General features: G+C 73.7%; 18 protein-coding genes. 11 read left to right on the plus strand and 7 right to left on the minus strand.

What is annotated here, in order from left to right; all coding sequences use genetic code 11:
* Positions 1–15: 15 nt before the first annotated feature.
* The gene (locus ACF9IK_RS19040; protein ID WP_395295380.1) at positions 16–624 is read right to left on the minus strand and encodes a CGNR zinc finger domain-containing protein; all 609 of its coding nucleotides are present in this window, start codon (positions 622–624) and stop codon (positions 16–18) included.
* A gap of 135 nt (positions 625–759) precedes the next feature.
* Here ACF9IK_RS19040 and ACF9IK_RS19045 point away from each other — a divergent pair, with 135 nt between their 5' ends.
* Complete coding sequence (locus tag ACF9IK_RS19045; RefSeq protein ID WP_395295381.1) at positions 760–1,215, plus strand: GatB/YqeY domain-containing protein; 456 nt, start codon at positions 760–762, stop codon at positions 1,213–1,215.
* Positions 1,216–1,344: 129 nt separating this feature from the next.
* On the opposite strand, the gene ACF9IK_RS19050 is transcribed toward ACF9IK_RS19045, so the two are convergent.
* Positions 1,345–3,543 (minus strand): transglycosylase domain-containing protein, encoded by a 2,199-nt coding sequence (locus ACF9IK_RS19050; RefSeq protein WP_395295382.1) that lies wholly within the window; start codon positions 3,541–3,543, stop codon positions 1,345–1,347.
* Positions 3,544–4,065: 522 nt separating this feature from the next.
* Between ACF9IK_RS19050 and ACF9IK_RS19055 the strand changes: the two genes are divergently transcribed.
* On the plus strand, positions 4,066–4,389 hold the full coding sequence (locus ACF9IK_RS19055; RefSeq protein ID WP_030240986.1) for a WhiB family transcriptional regulator: 324 nt from the start codon (positions 4,066–4,068) through the stop codon (positions 4,387–4,389).
* A 124-nt stretch (positions 4,390–4,513) separates the two neighbouring features.
* Here ACF9IK_RS19055 and ACF9IK_RS19060 read toward each other — a convergent pair whose 3' ends face one another.
* The gene (locus ACF9IK_RS19060; protein WP_395295383.1) at positions 4,514–5,800 is read right to left on the minus strand and encodes an ArsA family ATPase; all 1,287 of its coding nucleotides are present in this window, start codon (positions 5,798–5,800) and stop codon (positions 4,514–4,516) included.
* Positions 5,797–6,873, minus strand: coding sequence for an ArsA-related P-loop ATPase (locus ACF9IK_RS19065; RefSeq protein ID WP_395295384.1), 1,077 nt, complete (start codon positions 6,871–6,873; stop codon positions 5,797–5,799). The genes ACF9IK_RS19060 and ACF9IK_RS19065 overlap by 4 nt, the downstream gene beginning before the upstream one ends.
* A gap of 189 nt (positions 6,874–7,062) precedes the next feature.
* Between ACF9IK_RS19065 and ACF9IK_RS19070 the strand changes: the two genes are divergently transcribed.
* The 5 genes from ACF9IK_RS19070 to ACF9IK_RS19090 all read left to right on the plus strand — a co-directional run bounded on the left by ACF9IK_RS19070 (position 7,063) and on the right by ACF9IK_RS19090 (position 9,821).
* Positions 7,063–7,221 carry a DUF4177 domain-containing protein gene (locus ACF9IK_RS19070; protein WP_094743074.1) on the plus strand — a complete coding sequence of 53 codons (159 nt, stop codon included), beginning with the start codon at positions 7,063–7,065 and terminating at the stop codon, positions 7,219–7,221.
* Positions 7,218–7,688 (plus strand): RidA family protein, encoded by a 471-nt coding sequence (locus ACF9IK_RS19075; protein WP_395295385.1) that lies wholly within the window; start codon positions 7,218–7,220, stop codon positions 7,686–7,688. Before ACF9IK_RS19070 ends, ACF9IK_RS19075 begins: the two co-directional genes overlap by 4 nt.
* Positions 7,689–7,797: 109 nt before the next feature.
* On the plus strand, positions 7,798–8,664 hold the full coding sequence (locus ACF9IK_RS19080; protein ID WP_395295386.1) for an NUDIX hydrolase: 867 nt from the start codon (positions 7,798–7,800) through the stop codon (positions 8,662–8,664).
* 162 nt (positions 8,665–8,826) lie between these two features.
* Positions 8,827–9,003 carry a hypothetical protein gene (locus ACF9IK_RS19085; RefSeq protein ID WP_395295387.1) on the plus strand — a complete coding sequence of 59 codons (177 nt, stop codon included), beginning with the start codon at positions 8,827–8,829 and terminating at the stop codon, positions 9,001–9,003.
* Entirely contained in the window at positions 9,000–9,821 is an 822-nt protein-coding gene (locus ACF9IK_RS19090) for an MBL fold metallo-hydrolase (RefSeq protein ID WP_395295388.1), read from the plus strand. Before ACF9IK_RS19085 ends, ACF9IK_RS19090 begins: the two co-directional genes overlap by 4 nt.
* Positions 9,822–9,969: 148 nt before the next feature.
* Here the strand turns inward: ACF9IK_RS19090 and ACF9IK_RS19095 are convergent, their stop codons facing one another.
* Together ACF9IK_RS19095 and ACF9IK_RS19100 are read right to left on the minus strand one after the other, a co-directional pair.
* Complete coding sequence (locus ACF9IK_RS19095; RefSeq protein WP_030240972.1) at positions 9,970–10,644, minus strand: Crp/Fnr family transcriptional regulator; 675 nt, start codon at positions 10,642–10,644, stop codon at positions 9,970–9,972.
* 205 nt (positions 10,645–10,849) lie between these two features.
* Complete coding sequence (locus ACF9IK_RS19100) at positions 10,850–11,860, minus strand: DUF5937 family protein (protein WP_395295389.1); 1,011 nt, start codon at positions 11,858–11,860, stop codon at positions 10,850–10,852.
* Positions 11,861–12,079: 219 nt separating this feature from the next.
* Here ACF9IK_RS19100 and ACF9IK_RS19105 point away from each other — a divergent pair, with 219 nt between their 5' ends.
* Entirely contained in the window at positions 12,080–12,919 is an 840-nt protein-coding gene (locus tag ACF9IK_RS19105; protein ID WP_395295390.1) for an isocitrate lyase/PEP mutase family protein, read from the plus strand.
* Here the strand turns inward: ACF9IK_RS19105 and ACF9IK_RS19110 are convergent.
* Positions 12,907–13,665: a TetR/AcrR family transcriptional regulator gene (locus ACF9IK_RS19110; protein ID WP_395295391.1), complete on the minus strand. Its 759-nt coding sequence runs from the start codon at positions 13,663–13,665 to the stop codon at positions 12,907–12,909. The genes ACF9IK_RS19105 and ACF9IK_RS19110 overlap by 13 nt on opposite strands.
* Before the next feature lie 107 nt (positions 13,666–13,772).
* Here ACF9IK_RS19110 and ACF9IK_RS19115 point away from each other — a divergent pair, with 107 nt between their 5' ends.
* The 3 genes from ACF9IK_RS19115 (at position 13,773) to ACF9IK_RS19125 (ending at position 16,519) form a co-directional block, all read left to right on the plus strand.
* Positions 13,773–14,714 (plus strand): beta-ketoacyl-ACP synthase 3, encoded by a 942-nt coding sequence (locus tag ACF9IK_RS19115; protein WP_395295392.1) that lies wholly within the window; start codon positions 13,773–13,775, stop codon positions 14,712–14,714.
* Between the two features lie 99 nt (positions 14,715–14,813).
* Complete coding sequence (gene nth, locus ACF9IK_RS19120; RefSeq protein ID WP_395295393.1) at positions 14,814–15,752, plus strand: endonuclease III; 939 nt, start codon at positions 14,814–14,816, stop codon at positions 15,750–15,752.
* The gene (locus ACF9IK_RS19125; protein ID WP_395295394.1) at positions 15,749–16,519 is read left to right on the plus strand and encodes an NUDIX hydrolase; all 771 of its coding nucleotides are present in this window, start codon (positions 15,749–15,751) and stop codon (positions 16,517–16,519) included. The genes nth and ACF9IK_RS19125 overlap by 4 nt, the downstream gene beginning before the upstream one ends.
* The last annotated feature ends 129 nt before the right edge of the window (positions 16,520–16,648 follow it).

The raw sequence follows: 16,648 nt of genomic DNA on the forward strand, positions 1-16,648 counted from the left end.
GCCCGGTCGTCCGGATCACTCCTCGGTCCGGTCGCGCCGGGCCCGCAGCGCCCGGACCTTGTGGCGGTTGCCGCAGCGCTCCATCGAGCACCAGCGCCGCCGTCCGGGCCGCGAGACGTCGACGAAGAGCAGACAGCAGTTCGCCGCGCCGCACTCACGGACCCGGTCCGCGTACGGGCCGGTGAGCAGCGCGATGGCGTCGCGGGCGACGGTCGAGACCAGCTGGGCCCCGTCGGCCCGCAGTGGCCGTGCCGCCGTGCCGTCCGGCGCGATCTGCGGGACCAGCGGCGGGTGGGCGGCGGCCTCGTTGAGCACGGCGTGGTCCTCCGCGGTGCCCGGCCTGCCGTGGGCCCGCGCGGCGGCGAGCCGCCACAGCGCGTCCCGCAGCGTCCGCGCGGCGGCCAGCTGGCCGGGGCTGACGGCGACCGCGTCGGCCGGCAGCCGCAGCCGGGACGTTCCCAGCCACTGCGCGAGGTCCTCGGGGCGGTGCAGCACCTCGTACCGGGCGTACGCGTCGGGCCCGCCCGTGGTGAGCAGTTCCAGGCAGAGCGCCCCGGGATCGAAGTGGTACCGCGCCCCCTCGGGGGATTGCAGGACCAGCCCCGGCGTCCACTCGTCAGTCATGTAACCACTATAAGTGGTTACACCGGGCGGGCGGAAGGCCGCGGACCGGGGCCGGTGGGGGCGGCCGGGTCGCGGAACGGCGGCCCGGGCGTTATTGGTGGGCGGCCGAACGCCGCAGGTGGGAGACTCTGGTCCATGACGACGCTCAAGGAGCAGCTGCAGGAGGACCTCACGGCTGCCATCAGGAACCGGGACGAGCTCCGCTCGTCCACCATCCGGCTCACGCTCGCCGCCGTCACCAGCGAGGAGGTGGCGGGTACGGAGAAGCGGGAGCTGTCGGACGACGAGGTCCTGAAGGTGCTCGCCCGCGAGGCGAAGAAGCGCCGGGAGGCCGCCGCCGCGTTCGACAACGCGGGCCGCACCGACCAGGCGGCCCGCGAGCGGGCCGAGGGCGAGGTGCTGGCGGACTACCTGCCCAAGCAGCTCTCCGACGAGGAACTGGCGGCGATCGTGGCCGCCGCCGTCGCCGAGAGCGGCGCGACCGGCCCGCAGGCCATGGGCGCCGTGATGAAGATCGTGAAGCCGAAGGTGGACGGGCTGGCCGAGGGCGGCCGGGTCGCTGCCGCCGTGAAGGCCGCGCTCTCCGGCTGACCCCCTGGCGCAGCGGGTTCGTCGGCCGCCGATGGCACCAGCGAGGGACCACGACGGAGGGGCGCCCCCGAGCCGATCGCTCGGGGGCGCCCCTCTCGCGTGCCGTCAGCTGGCCGGGCTGTCAGCCGGTCAGCGCCGGCCGCCGTGGCCGTTGCCGCCACCGCCGCCGATGACCCCCGGCGGGAGGGTGAACCCGCCGCCGATCATGCCGCCCCCGCCCGGGTTGCCACCCGCCGCGTCGCCGTTCGGCGGCGGCGTGGCGGCGGGCGGCGTCGCGTTCGGGTCCGGCTTGGGGGCCGGGTCCGGGATGCTGATCGTCGGCAGGGTCTGCATCGGGGCGCCGCGCAGGGCCTGGTTCATCGCCATCTGCCAGATCGGACCCGGGCCGGTGGCGCCGAAGACGCCGTCGCTGCCGTAGTAGGTGTCGCCGATCTTGATGTTCTTCATCTTCACACCGCCGGCCGGACCGCCCAGCCAGACCGAGGTGGCGAGCTGCGGGGTGTAGCCGCTGAACCAGGCGGCCTTCTTCTCGTCGGTGGTACCGGTCTTGCCGGCGATCTGGCGGCCGCCCTCCAGGCCGAGGGAGGCGCCGGTGCCCTTCTCGGTCACGTTGAGCAGGACGGCGTTGAGCGCGTCGGCGGTGCTCTCGGAGTAGGCCTGGCTGCAGGACGACTGCGGGACCTTGACGTCCTTGCCGTCCACCGTGGTGATCTTGTTGATGGCGACCGGGGTGCAGTACTTGCCCCGGGCGGCGAAGGTCGCGTAGACGTTCGCCATGGTCAGCGGGGAGAGCTCCAGGGTGCCGAGGACCATCGACGGGACCTCCAGAAAGGCATCGCCCTTGGCCGTCTGGTTGATGCCGAGCTTGTTGGCCATCTGCTTCATCGCGCAGAGGCCGACCTGCTGCTCCATCTGCACGAAGTAGGTGTTGACCGACAGCGCCATGGCCTGCTTCAGCTCGTACGGGCCGATCTCGCTGCTCGACTCGTTGCCGACGCTGCGGTCCTTGCCCTTGGCGGTGTTCCTCCAGGTGCCCGAGCAGGTGGACATCGTGGGGTAGTCGATCCGGTTCTCGGACGGGAACGACTGGGTCGGGGACATCCCCGACTCCAGCGCGGCCGCGGCCAGCACCGGCTTGAACGTCGAGCCGGTCTGGAAGCCGTTGCCGCCGCCCATCGAGGCGTCGACGTTGAGGTTCACGACGGTCTGGTTCTTGTTCGGGTCCAGGCCGTACGGGCGGGTCTGGGCCATCGCCAGGATCTTGCCGCTGCCGGGCTCCATCATGGTCGCGGCGGCCGAGACCGGGTCGGTGACCTTCACCTTGCTGGTCACCGCGTTCTGCGCCGCGGCCTGCTTGTCCGGGTCCAGGGTGGTGTAGATGTTCAGACCGCCCTGGTCCCAGAACTTCTTCCGCTCGGCGGCGGTCTTGCCGAAGACCGGGTCCTGCTTGACCACGTGGCGCACGTAGTCGCAGAAGAAGCCCATCCCGGCGTTGGCGGTGATGCAGCCGTTCTGCGGGTCCTTGTACTTCAGGCCCAGCGGGGCGGCCTTCGCCGTGGCCGCCTCCTCCGCGGTGATGTGCTTGTTCTCCAGCATCTTGTCGAGCACCACGTTGCGGCGCTTGACCGTGTTCTCCGGGTAGCGCACCGGGTCGTACTGGGAGGGGTTCTGCACCAGGCCGGCGAGGGTGGCGGCCTCGGCGATGGTGAGGTCCTTGTTGGACTTGCTGAAGTAGCGCTGGGAGGCGGCCTCGACCCCGTAGGCCTGGTGGCCGTAGAACGTGATGTTCAGGTAGTTGGTGAGGATCTGGTCCTTGGTCAGATCCTCCTCCAGCTTGATCGCGACCTTCAGCTCCTGGATCTTGCGGCCCAGGGTCTTGCGCTGGGCCTCCAGAACGGCGGCCTGGTCGTCTCCGGCCTTCTCGACGTTGACGTTCTTCACGTACTGCTGCGTCAGCGTCGAGGCGCCCTGCGAGGCGGTGCCGCTCTCCGCGTTCTTGCCGATCGCGCGGAGCACGCCCTTGAGGTCGACGGCGCCGTGCTCGTAGAAGCGGGCGTCCTCGATGTCCACCTGCGCCTTGCGCATGTAGGGCGACATCTGGTCGGCCGCGAGGACGGTGCGGTCGCGCTCGTAGACCTTGGCGATCAGCTGGTTCTTGCTGTCGAAGATCTGGGTGGCCTGGGTGAGCGGCGGGGTCTTGAAGTCGTCGGAGATGCTGTCGAAGCTCTCCGCGGTGTTCTTTGCGGTCAGGCCCAGCGCTCCGACCGCAGGCAGGGCCATGCCGGCCAGCAGGACTCCGGAGAGCACGCTGATGCCCAGGAACTTCACTCCGTGTCCCGCCAAGTCCAGCGGTGACTCGCGGCGCGGGCCGCGCGGAGCTCCGGTGTTGCCTGGGGGCTGGGGTGCCTGGGGGCGCGTCGGTGCCATGAGGAGAACCCTACGTTGCCGAATCCCCTCCGGCGGAGCAGGTGTTCGCCTAGGCTTGTCACAAGCTTGCGACAGCTTCGGTACGTCAACATCGCTCACTCTTGTGAGTGATGAGGTTTGACCGAATTGCCCCTTTCTGAAGCGCTTTTGGGGCGACTGTCACCCGCGGTGCGGCTGGTTCTGGTAGCGCTCCGTGACGGCGTGCGTGGCGAGAGTGTCTTCGACGTTCTTGGCAAGGCTTGCGACCTGCGATCACTCCAACGAGTGAGCTGGCCGATACCCATAGTCCAATCGGACCATTCGAGATTGAGCCCGAAGGGGCTGTTGCAAGCTGTCGTTCTTCCGTAACGTCCTCAACTGGCAACGGTGAATATGCCGTTGCCGCCGTGGGGGAGCCTCGATTCGGGAGAGGACGGCGCCGGCATGGGCTGGGTAGACGACTGGAGTGCGCAGGCCGCCTGCCGCACTAGTGATCCGGACGAACTTTTCGTCCAGGGGGCGGCGCAGAACCGCGCCAAGGCGGTGTGCAGTGGGTGCCCCGTCCGTACGGAGTGCCTGGCGGATGCGCTGGACAACCGGGTGGAGTTCGGGGTCTGGGGCGGGATGACGGAGCGCGAGCGCCGGGCGCTGCTGCGCCGCCGGCCGACGGTGATCTCGTGGCGGCGGCTGCTGGAGACGGCCCGCACCGAGTACGAGGAGTCCCTCGCGACCGGCGTGATACTGACGGACTACGCCCAGGCCGGCTGAGCCGCCACGGGCCGGGCCCCGGTGGGCCGGGTTCCGACGGGCCGAGCCGCTGCGGCCGATGCCGTCACGGGCCGAGCCGGCTTCGGCTGTGCACCTGACCGGGCGTCACGGCGCGGCGCCGCCACTACGAAGCGCCGCCGCTGAGCCGCTCGCCGATGGCCCGCAGGCCGTCCAGGTCGTGGACGTCCCCGGGCAGTGCGGCGACCTCGACGATCGGCACGTCCGGGTAGACGGAGACGAAGCGGTCACGGGTACGGCGCTCCCGCGCCATGATCTGCATCCGCTCGGCGTGCAGCCGCAGCAGCCCCGCCGCGAGCAGTTCGGCCTCGGGGGAGGAGTTCTCCGAACCGTTCTCCTCCAGGGCCTCGGCCGCCGCCAGCGCGCGCTCCGCGGTGAGCTGGGGAGCGCCCGTCCCGTGCACCCGGTTGAGCACCAGCCCGGCCAGCGGCATGCGGTCGGCCGCCAGTCGGTCGACGAAGTACGCCGCCTCGCGCAGCGCGTCCCGCTCGGGCGCGGCCACCACCAGGAACGCCGTGCCCGGCGCCTTCAACAGCTGGTACGTCCGGTCCGCACGCTCGCGGAAGCCGCCGAACATCGAGTCCATCGCGCTGACGAAGGTCTGCACGTCGGTCAGCAGCTGGGCGCCGAAGATCTTGCCCAGGGTGCCGGTGAACAGCCCCATCCCGACGTTGAGGAACTTCATCGCGCTGCGCCCGCCGACCTTGGCCGGCGCGGTCAGGATCCGGATCACCTTGCCGTCCAGGAAGGACCCGAGCCGGTTCGGTGCGTCCAGGAAGTCCAGCGCCGAGCGGGACGGCGGGGTGTCGACGATGATGAGGTCCCACTCCTCGGCCGCACGGAGCTGGCCGAGCTTCTCCATCGCCATGTACTCCTGGGTGCCCGCGAAACCGGCCGAGAGCGACTGGTAGAACGGGTTCTCCATGATCGCCCGGGCCCGCTCGGGCTCGGCGTGGGCCAGCACGACCTCGTCGAAGGTCCGCTTCATGTCGAGCATCATGGCCTGGAGCTCGCCCTCGCCGGTCACGCCCTTGACCACCCGCGGGGTGTTGTCCAGCTCGGACAGCCCCATCGACTGCGCCAGTCGGCGGGCCGGGTCGATGGTCAGCACGACGACCTTGCGGCCGCGCTCGGCGGCGCGCAGCCCGAGCGCCGCCGCGGTGGTGGTCTTGCCGACGCCTCCCGAGCCGCAGCAGACGATGATCCTGGTCTTCGGGTTGTCGATCAGCTCGTCCACCGCGAGCCGGCTCCCCGTGCCCCGCACGCCGTTCACCCGGCCACCGTTCCCCTGACCGCCGTTCTCCCGGACACCGCTCCTGCGGCTCCTGCTCTCCCGGCTGCCGGCCGCCCGGCCGCCGCCCTCCCCGTGGTCGTTCACGTCCTGGTCGCTCATGCCGCCCCCTGACGCTTCAGCTCGCCCGCCAGCCGGTACAGCCCGCCGAGGTCGACGCCCTCGCCCAGCAGCGGGAGCTCGTAGGTGGGGAGCTTCAGCTGCTGCAGGTCGGCGCGCTGCTCGCGCTCCAGCTCCACCCGCTCCGCGTGCTCCCGGGCCTGGTCCAGCAGCGGGTCGATCAGCGGGTCCACCGCCGCCCGGACGGTCTCCGCCCTGCGCGAGCGCCCGCCCAGGCCCGCCTCGCCGAGGGCCAGCGCGACCTGTTCGCGGTGGTCGCCGTCGACCGCCGCCACCGCCGCGGCGTCCAGGACCGGGGGCCGGACCATGTTCACCATGACCCCGCCCACCGGGAGCGCGGCCTCGCGCAGCTCGGCGAAGCCGTCGACCGTCTCCTGCACCGGCATCTCCTCCAGCAGGGTGACCAGGTGCACCGCGGTCTCCGGAGACTTCAGCACCCGCATCACGGCCTGCGCCTGCGTATGAATCGGGCCGATCCGGGCCAGCCCGGCCACCTCGGAGTTCACGTTCAGGAACCGGGTGAGCCGGCCGGTCGGCGGTGCGTCCATCACGACGGCGTCGTACGCCCGCCGCCCGTCCGTGCCCTTGCGCCGGGCCGCCTCGCAGGCCTTGCCGGTGAGCAGGACGTCCCGGACGCCGGGCGCGATGGTGGTGGCGAAGTCGACGAAGCCGACCTTCTGCAGTGCCTTGCCGGCCCGGCCGAGTTTGTAGAACATCTCCAGGTACTCAAGCAGCGCCTGCTCGGTGTCGATGGCCAGGGCGAACACCTCGCCGCCGGCGGCGGCGGTGCCCGGCAGGCCCAGCTGGGCGCGTGAGACCGAGGCGATCCTGCGCTCCTCGTAGGGCAGCGCGGAGATCCCGAACAGCTCGGCGATGCCCTGGCGGCCCTCCACCTCGATCAGCAGGGTCCGCCGGCCCTCGGCGGCCAGCGCCAGTGCCAGCGCCGCGGCCAGGGTGGTCTTCCCGGTGCCGCCCTTGCCACTGACCACGTGCAGCCGTACGCCCTCCCAGTCGGGGTCGCGCCGGGCCGCCTCCTGGCCGGGGGTGCGTGCCACGCTCCGTCTCCGTCCGTCTCCGAGGGCCGGCACCGCTCAGGTGCCCTCCCGCGAGGGTAACCAGGGACCGCGCCGGATGCCGGGAGCATCGGGGGGACCAGGGCTGAATCATGCCCGGTTTGTGGGCCACCTCACACACCGGGCCGCGGGCCGCGCCGCGCGCGGGGGCCGCTCGTCTAGAGTCTGGCCATGACCAAGTGGGAATACATGACGGCGCCCCTGCTCGTGCACGCGACGAAGCAGATCCTGGACAACTTCGGCGAGGACGGCTGGGAGCTCGTCCAGGTCGTGCCGGGCCCGAACCCGGAGCAGCTGGTGGCCTACTTCAAGCGGGAGAAGAACGCATGAGCAAGGTCGAGGAGAAGCTCGCCGAGCTGGGCCTGACGCTGCCGCCGGTGGCCGCTCCGGTCGCCGCCTACGTCCCGGCCCTGCGGACGGGTGAGTTCGTCTTCACCTCCGGCCAGCTGCCGATGGTGGGCGGCAAGCTGCCGAGCACCGGCAAGGTCGGCGCCGAGGTCACCCCGGAGGAGGCCAAGGAGCTCGCGCAGACCTGCGCGCTCAACGCGCTGGCGGCCGTGAAGTCGGTGATCGGCGACCTGGACCTGATCGAGCGGGTCGTGAAGGTGGTCGGCTTCGTCGCCTCCGCCCCGGACTTCACCGGTCAGCCCGCCGTGATCAACGGTGCCAGTGAGCTGCTCGGCCAGGCGCTGGGCGAGGCCGGTGTGCACGCCCGTAGCGCGGTCGGCGTCACCGTCCTGCCGCTGGACGCCCCGGTCGAGGTCGAGCTGCAGGTCCGGATCAAGCCCGGCGCCTGAGCTGCGGCACCTTTCACGGGCCCGGGCCCGGGCCCGTGAAAGGGGACAGCCGATCACGAGGCGGGGTTGGCCCTTCCAACCCCGCCTCCGTGCGCTTAGCATCCGGGGCATGGACCATCGAGCAACGACGCTCCCGATGCCGCCCGGCTGGCCTGCCCGGATCCGGGGGGTCGAGTCCGGCGAGCTGACCCCGCCGGTGCCCAGGCCCGCCGCCACCGTGGTGCTGTTGCGGGACGCGGTGGAGGGGCCCGAGGCCTACCTGCTGCGCCGGCGCACCTCGATGGCCTTCGCCGCCGGCATGTACGCCTACCCGGGCGGCGGGGTGGACCCGCGCGACGCCGAGGCGGAACTCGGCTGGGTCGGCCCCGGCCCCCAGGAGTGGGCCGAGCGGCTCGGGGTGGACGCTGGGACCGCGCAGGCAGTGGTCTGCGCAGCCGTCCGCGAGACCTTCGAGGAGGCCGGCGTCCTGCTGGCCGGACCCGATGCGGAGAGCACGGCCGAACCGCGGGACTGGAGCGCCGAGCGCGCCGCCCTGGAAGCCCACGAACTCTCCTTCGCCGACTTCCTGCGCAAGCACGGCCTGCTGCTCCGCAGCGACCTGCTCGCCGGCTGGGCCCGCTGGGTCACCCCGGAGTTCGAGGAGCGCCGGTACGACACCTGGTTCTTCGTGGCCGCCCTGCCACCGGGCCAGCGGGCCGCGCTGGAGGTCGGCGAGGCGGACCGGGTCACCTGGCTCACCCCGGCCGAGGCGGTCCGGGGCCGTGAGGAGGGCCGGTTCGGCATGCTGCCGCCCACCGTCACGGTGCTGCGCGAGCTGATGCCGGTGCAGACCGCCGCCGAGGCGCTGCAGGCGGCCGCGGGCCGTTCACTCGATCCGATCCTCGGCCGGGCCGAGGTCCGGGGCGACCGCATGACGGTTCGCTGGGCCGGGTACGACGAGCTGACCATCGACGGGCACTTCCCCGCGGACGGCTGAGCCCCCCGGACCCGGTGAGGCCGCGTGGCCCGAGGGATCACCCGGCACCGAAGACCACCGGCACCAAGACCACCGACACCACAGACACCACAGACAACGCCGACACCACAGACAACGCCGACAACGCCGACACCACCCGACCCGAGGAAGGACCGACGCCCGATGACCCACAACGACGTGGCTCGCCGGACGGCGCGCGAGATGCCCGCCCGCAGCCTGTACCCGCACGTCCCCGCCTGCGACTCCGCCCCCGTCCCCTTCACCGAGGTGGCACAGCGCGCGATCGTCCGGGCCCTCCCGCGGCGCAGGTTGCACCGCTCCGGCGAGGGCAGCCGGTGAGCGGTCTCCTGCCGGGTGACCCCGCCGCCGGCATCGGCGGCGAGGCCACCCCCCGGGCGGTGTGCGTCCTGGCGCCCAACCCGTCGCCGATGACGTTGGACGGCACCAACACCTGGCTGCTCTCCGAACCCGGCTCGGACCTCGCGGTGGTGATTGACCCGGGTCCGCTGCACGAGGGCCACCTGCGCCGGGTGATCGAGACCGCCGAGCAGCAGGGCAAGCGCGTCGCGCTGACCCTGCTCACGCACGGCCACGCCGACCACTCCGAGGGCGCCGCCCGGTTCGCCGAGCTCACCCGGACCAAGGTCCGCGCGCTGGACCCGGCGCACCGGCTCGGCTCCGAGGGCCTGACCGGCGGCCAGCGGCTGGACGTCGGCGGACTGGACCTGCGGGTGGTCGCGACCCCGGGTCACACCTCCGACTCGCTGACCTTCCACCTGCCGGCCGACGGGGCGATCCTCACCGGCGACACCGTCCTCGGGCGCGGCACCACGATGGTCGCCCACCCCGACGGCCGGCTCGGCGACTACCTGGACTCGCTGCGCCACCTGCACACCATGGCCGCCGAGCACGGCGTCCGGACCGTGCTGCCCGGCCACGGGCCGGTGCTCGCGGACGCACTGGGCGCCGTCGACTACTACCTCGCGCACCGGGCGGGCCGGCTGGCCCAGGTCGAGACGGCCGTCGAGGCGGGCTGCCGGACGGCGCACGAGGTGGTGGCCCGGGTCTACGCGGACGTGGACCGCGTGCTCTGGCCGGCGGCCGAGCTGTCGGTCCTGGCCCAGCTCCAGTACCTGGAGGAGCACGGGCTGATCTGACCGGTCCGGGCCCGCCCCGGGCGGCCCGCCCACCTGCGCGGACGGGTGTCCGGGCATGCGCGAGGGCCCGCACACCGGATGGCCGGATGATGTGCGGGCCCTCGCGATGGAACCGGCCGGCAGCCGGCCGGTGGCCGGACGGGTGCGGTCAGCGCGAACGGCGGGAGAGCCGCTCGACGTCCATCAGGACCACGGCGCGCGCCTCCAGCTTCAGCCAGCCGCGGCCGGCGAAGTCGGCGAGCGCCTTGTTGACCGTCTCGCGGGAGGCGCCGACCAGCTGGGCCAGCTCCTCCTGGGTGAGGTCGTGGGCGACGTGGATGCCCTCCTCGGACTGCACGCCGAAGCGACGGGAGAGGTCCAGCAGGGCCTTGGCGACGCGCCCGGGCACGTCGGAGAAGACCAGGTCGGACATCACGTCGTTGGTCCGGCGGAGGCGGCGGGCGATGGCGCGCAGCAGTGCGATCGACACCTCGGGCCGGGCGTGCAGCCAGGGCTGGAGGTCACCGTGGCCGAGGCCCAGCAGCTTGACCTCGGTCAGCGCGCTGGCGGTGGCGGTGCGCGGGCCCGGGTCGAACAGCGACAGCTCGCCGATCATCTCGCTGGGGCCCAGGACGGCGAGCATGTTCTCGCGGCCGTCCGGCGAGGCGCGGTGCAGCTTGACCTTGCCCTCGGCGACGACGTAGAGCCGGTCGCCGGGGTCGCCCTCGTGGAACAGCGACTCACCGCGGGCGAGGGTGACCTCGGTCATGGAAGCGCGCAGCTCGCCGGCCTGTTCGTCGTCGAGTGCCGCGAAGAGTGCGGCGCGCCGCAGAACGTCGTCCACGTGCTTCCTCCTTCTCGGCCGCCCGGCGATCAAGCCGGCCGGCGCAAGTTCCGTACAGTGCTCTGCATCACCAAGCATGGCGCATGTCGCTCCGATCATATGAGGAGGGGGTGCGCCGAGGGGTGCTGCGCGGGGCCATTCGTACCGCCGGCCCGGCCGGTGCGGAGGGCCGACGGGCACCGGATTCAGCCGGCTCCGCCCGGATTCACGCAGTGGGTCGCACCGGGTCGAGCAGCGCGTCGGCGACGGCGGTCCGGGCGTAGAGGACGGCGTGGCCGGCCCGGTGGGCGCTGGTCAGTCCGGCCGCGCGCAGGGCGGTGAGGTGCTGGGAGACCCCGGGGGCGGAGAGCCCGGTCCGGCGCGCCAGCTCGGTGGTGGAGGCCGGCGAGTCCAGTTCGGCGAGCAGCCGGGCCCGGGACCGGCCGAGCACGGCGGCGAGCGCGCCGGCGTGCTCGTCGGAGCCGGCGCCCGGGCGGCGCTCCCACAGCGCGGCGGTGCCGCGGGCCGGGTAGGCGAGCTGCGGCGGGTCCGGTGGCAGCGAGCGGGTCAGGACGCGCGGCCAGGCGAACGCGGACGGGACCAGCAGCAGTCCGTCCGCGGCGTCGATCCGCTCGACCGCGCAGTGCCGCTGCTCCAGCCGCAGCGCGCCGCCGTCCCAGCGGACCGTCTCGTGCAGGTCGTCGAGGACCCGCGCGGTGCCGTGTTCGACGGCCTGGCGGGCCCGGTGGAACACGTCCGCCTCCAGTGCCGCGCGGATCCGGGCCCAGTAGGGGGCCAGCGCCAGCTCCCAGTACGCCTCGATCTCGCCGACGACCCGGGGCAACTGGCCCGCCGGGTCGCGGTACAGCGGGCCGAGCCGGGCCGGGAGCCCTCCGCCGCGCTCCGCCGCGACGTGGTCGAGGTCGGTCCGCACCTGCGCGGCGGTGGTGGCGCCGATCGCGGCCAGCTCGTCGGCGAGTGCGGGGGACGGGCCGGTCGGCGTCGGGTTCAGGAAGTCGGGCAGGTGGCCGGTGGCCGGGACCATCGCGGCGAGCCGGCCGCGGTCCAGCCCGGCGGCGGCCAGCCGGGGCCGGACCTGCTCGGCCCAGCGGCGGTGCAGGGCGGGCGCGGGCACGTGGGCCAGGGCCCGGAGGCTGGTCACGACCTCCCACATGGGGGAGACGGCGAACCGGGTCTGGGCCAGGTCGTTGGCCGAGAAGGCCAGCTCGGTCCGCATCGACGCGCTCCTCCTGTCTCCCGGGCCGCCCCGCTGGGCGCCTGGGCGTCGGGGCCCTGGCTCTGCCCGTGATTCGGCCTCAGCTTAATCAATGGAAGGCGGGCCGCATCCTGCGCAGGATTCCGACCAGGGCCGGTCCGGCAGCCCTGCACCAGCCGCAGTCCCGAAGCACCCGCAGACGCCCGCTCCACCCGCAGACCCGAAAGACGGTGACCCCGCATGTCCACTGACGCCACCCTCCCCACCACGAAGCTCCGCGAGCACGCACTGCGGCTGCGGGAGCTGGTGGCCGACGGCGTGCTCGTCCTGCCGAACGCCTGGGACGCCGGCAGCGCCGCCGTGATCGCCTCGGCCGGCGCGGCCGCCGTCGCCACCACCAGTGGCGGCGTCTCCTGGTCGCTCGGCCGCGGCGACGGCCAGCAGCTCGGCCGGGAGGACATGGCGGCGGCGGCGCACCGGATCGCCGCGGCCGTCGACCTGCCGGTCACCGTCGATGCCGAGGGCGGCTACGGCCCGGAGCCGGCCGACGTCGCCGACACCGTCCGGGCACTGATCGCGGCGGGTGCGGCCGGCGTCAACCTGGAGGACTCGGCGGCCCCCGGCGGACCGCTCTTCCCGGTGGCCGAGCAGGCCGCACGGCTGCGCGCGGCCCGGGAGGCGGCCGCCGGGGCGGGCCTGCCGGAGCTGGTGGTCAACGCCCGGACGGACGTCTTCCTCTTCGGCCTGGGCGGCCTGGACGACGTGCTGGTCCGGGCGGAGGCGTACGCGGACGCCGGCGCGGACGGGCTCTTCGTTCCCGGCCTGCTGGATCTCGACGTGCTGGCCCGGCTGACCGCCGCCACCGTGCTGCCGGTGAACGCGATGGCGGTGGCGGGCGGTCCGGGCGTCGCCGAACTCGCCGCCGCCGGGGTGAGGCGGATCAGCCTCGGCACCGGGCTGGCGCAGGCCGCGTACACCGCCGCCCGGCGGGCCGCCGCCGAGCTGCTGGGCGCGGGCACCCTGGCGGAGCTGGACGGTTCGCTCGGCTTCGGCGAGCTGGACGCGCTCTACCGCCGCTGACGGTCGCCCGCGGAGCCGGCGGTCGCCGCAGGGCGGCGGGCGGGCGGCGAGGCCCGGCGCGCCGCCTGTGCCTCCGCGTACCCGGCCGGCGTGTCCGGCTCGGGATCGGGCAGCCCGGCGAGCGGCCCCGCCCCCGCCGGCAGCCTGAGGACGCGCCGCATCGCCCGCCGGGCGCGCCCGGCCGCGGCTCCGTCCCGGTACAGCCGCCGGGTGTGGTTGAGCGCGAGCACCTGTCCGGTGAGTTCGAACACCAGCTGCTCGGCGTCCGGTTCGCCGGGCAGCTGCCCGGCGGCGATCGCCAGCTCCGCCTGTCTCCGCAGCTCGCGCTGCCAGACGGCGTTCTTGGCGGCGACGGCGGAACGGACCGGGCCGCTCTCTCGGTCGTCGAACTCGGCGGTGACGGTGGTGAAGAAGCAGCCGCCCGGCAGCAGGTCGCGCTCCAGGTAGGACACCCAGGCCTCGCACTGGACCAGCAGCCGCGGCAGCCCGGGGGCCGCGCCGGCCGCGTCCGCCCGGCGCACCACCTCGCGGACGAAGAGCGCCACCGCCTCGTCGACGACGGCGAGCTGCAGGCTCTCCTTGGTGCCGAAGTGGCCGAGCACGCCGGACTTGCTCATCGCGAGGTCGGTGGCGAGCCGCCCGATGGTCAGGCCCTCCAGCCCCTCGACCGAGGCGAGGTCCAGGCCGCGGCGGAGGATCGCGGCTCGGGTCCGGCGGGTGTCGGCGACGGATCTTCTGGGGCTCACCGCGCCAGTGTATCCAGCGCGGGCCATTTAAAGTCCGACCGTTCGGACGCTATATTCATCGGGCGTGACATCCCGTCATGCGTGACGCCACCCGCGAAGGAGCAGGCATGCCCGGTTCCCGTATCACCGCCTTGGGCCACTACCAGCCCGCGAAGGTCCTCACCAACGACGACCTCGCCGGGATGGTCGACACCAGCGACGAGTGGATCCGGCAGCGGACGGGCATCGTCACCCGGCGGATCGCCGAGAGCGAGTCCGTCACGGACCTGGCCGCGGCCGCGGCGGGCAAGGCGCTCGCCTCGTCCGGCCTGGCCCCCGACGAGATCGACATGGTGGTGGTCGCCACCTGCTCGGCGATGGACCGCTGCCCGAGCATCGCCACCCAGGTCGCCGGGCGGCTGGGCGTGCCCGCGGCGGTCGGCTTCGACGTCAACAACGGCTGCGCGGGCTTCTGCACCGCGCTGGCCACCGCCGACCACGCGATCCGGGCCGGCGCCGCCCGGCACGCCCTGGTGATCGGTGCGGAGCGGATGACCGACGTCACCGACTGGACCGACCGCTCCACCTGCGTCCTGCTCGGCGACGGTGCCGGTGCGGCGGTCCTCAGCCGTGATCCGGCCGGCGGGGGCGTCGGTCCGGTGGTCTGGGGCTCCGACCCCACCCGGGGGCACGCCGTCCGGTTGGACGACGGCTGGCAGCCCCGGTTCCGCCAGGAGGGGCAGACCGTGTTCCGCTGGGCCACCACCGCCCTCGTCCCGATCGCGGAGGAGGCCTGCCGCCGGGCCGGCATCACCCCGGCCGAGCTCGGTGCCGTGGTCACCCACCAGGCCAACCTGAGGATCGTCGAGGCCATCACCCGGCGGCTCGGCGCCGACCGGGCCGTCGTCGCCCGCGACGTCGTCGACTCCGGCAACACCTCCGCCGCATCCGTCCCGCTCGCCCTCGCCAAGCTGGTCGAGCGCGGCGAGGCCTCCAGCGGAGCCCCCGCGCTCCTCCTCGGCTTCGGCGGCGGCCTCTCCTGGGCCGGCCAGGTCGTCACCTGCCCCTGAACCACCGCCTCCGGCACACCCGGTGCCGCCGCACAAGGGTGTCCTGTGAACGGTCATGAAGTGCTCCCGGCCGCCGAGCGGGCGGCGTAGCCTTCGGGCATGGCAGAGAGCAAGGTCCGGAAGGCCGCGGAGCCGCAGCCGGTCGCGGGGAAGGCGGTCGCGAAGAAGGCGGCCGTGAAGAAGCCGGCGGAGAGCAAGGCGGCGGCCGACAAGGCGGTCGTGAAGCCGAGGAGGCCCGAGACGCACCTGGGCATGGTGCGCCGGGCGCGGAGGATCAACCGGGAGCTCGCGGAGCTGTATCCGTACGCGCACCCGGAGCTGGACTTCGACAACCCCTTCGAGCTGCTGGTGGCGACGGTGCTGTCGGCCCAGACCACCGACCTCCGGGTGAACCGGACGACGCCGGCGCTGTTCGCCAAGTACCCGACGCCGGAGGACATGGCGGCGGCGGTGCCGGAGGAACTGGAGGAGGTCATCCGGCCGACCGGCTTCTTCCGGGCCAAGGCGAAGTCGCTGATCGGGCTCTCGATCGCGCTGCGGGACGACTTCGGCGGCGAGGTGCCCGGCCGGCTGGAGGACCTGGTCACGCTGCCCGGCGTCGGGCGCAAGACCGCCAACGTCGTGCTGGGCAACGCCTTCGGCGTGCCGGGGATCACCGTGGACACCCACTTCGGGCGGCTGGCGCGGCGGTTCGGCTGGACCGCCGAGGAGGACCCGGAGAAGGTCGAGGCCGCCGTGGCCGAGATATTCCCGAAGTCCGAGTGGACGATGCTCTCCCACCGCGTGGTCTTCCACGGCCGGCGGATCTGCCACTCCCGCAAGCCGGCCTGCGGGGCCTGCCCGGTCGCGCCGCTCTGCCCCTCCTACGGGGAGGGCGAGATGGATCCGGAGAAGGCGAAGAAGCTCCTGAAGTACGAGATGGGCGGGCAACCCGGCCAGCGGCTGCGGCCGCCGGCCGACTTCCCGGGCGAGGCGGCGGCACGGGCCGACGCCGCCGCGCACCACGGCGAGATCGCGGACATGGCGGTGGCCGAGTGACGGCGCGGGGCAACGGGGGGCAGCCGGAGGCGCCGGACCGGCGGGTGGAGCGGGACGGCCTGCCGTCCTGGCTGGAGCCCGTCCGGGACGCCGCCGAGCGCGTCCTGCCCGAGCAGCTGAGCCGCTTCCTCCCGCCCGACGAGGGCGGCCGGGACGCCGCCGTCCTGATGCTCTTCGGCGAGGGCGTCGCCGGGCCGGACCTGCTGCTGATCGAGCGGGCCCGGTCACTGCGCTCGCACGCCGGCCAGCCCTCCTTCCCCGGCGGCGCGCTGGACCCGGAGGACGGCGACCCCGGCGGGCCCGGCCCGGTCGCGGCGGCGCTGCGCGAGGCCTGGGAGGAGACCGGTCTGGACCCGGCCGGGGTGCAGGTCTTCGCCACGCTGCCCGCCCTCTACATCCCGGTCAGCCGTTTCGTGGTGACCCCGGTGCTCGGCTGGTGGCGTGAGGAGTCGCCGGTCCGGCCGGTGGACGCGGGCGAGACCGGCGCGGTGTTCCGGGTGCCGATCGCCGAGCTCACCGACCCGGCCAACCGGGCCCGGCTGCGCCACCCCTCCGGCCACCTCGGCCCCGCTTTCGAGGTCGGCGGGCGGCTGGTCTGGGGCTTCACCGCCGGGGTGATCGACCGGGTGCTGCACCACAGCGGTCTGGAGCTGCCCTGGGACCCCTCCCGGATGCTCGACCTCTCCGAGGAGGCGATCGAACTGGCGCAGGGCGGCGACCGCGGGCGCGCCGGCTCGCTGTCGGGCGGCGACGCAGGGTCGCCGTGACCGCGCGGGGCCGGGTCGCCGTGACCGCGGGTCGGGCTGCTCCGGGGGCCGTGGCCGTCCGTCCGGAAGGCGGCGGCCCCCCGGGCGTGCGCCCGCGTGGCCGGGGATCCGTGGCCGCCCGTCGGCACG

Origin of the sequence: Kitasatospora hibisci (assembly GCF_043950205.1) — a bacterium.
Classification (GTDB): Bacteria; Actinomycetota; Actinomycetes; order Streptomycetales; family Streptomycetaceae; genus Kitasatospora; species Kitasatospora hibisci.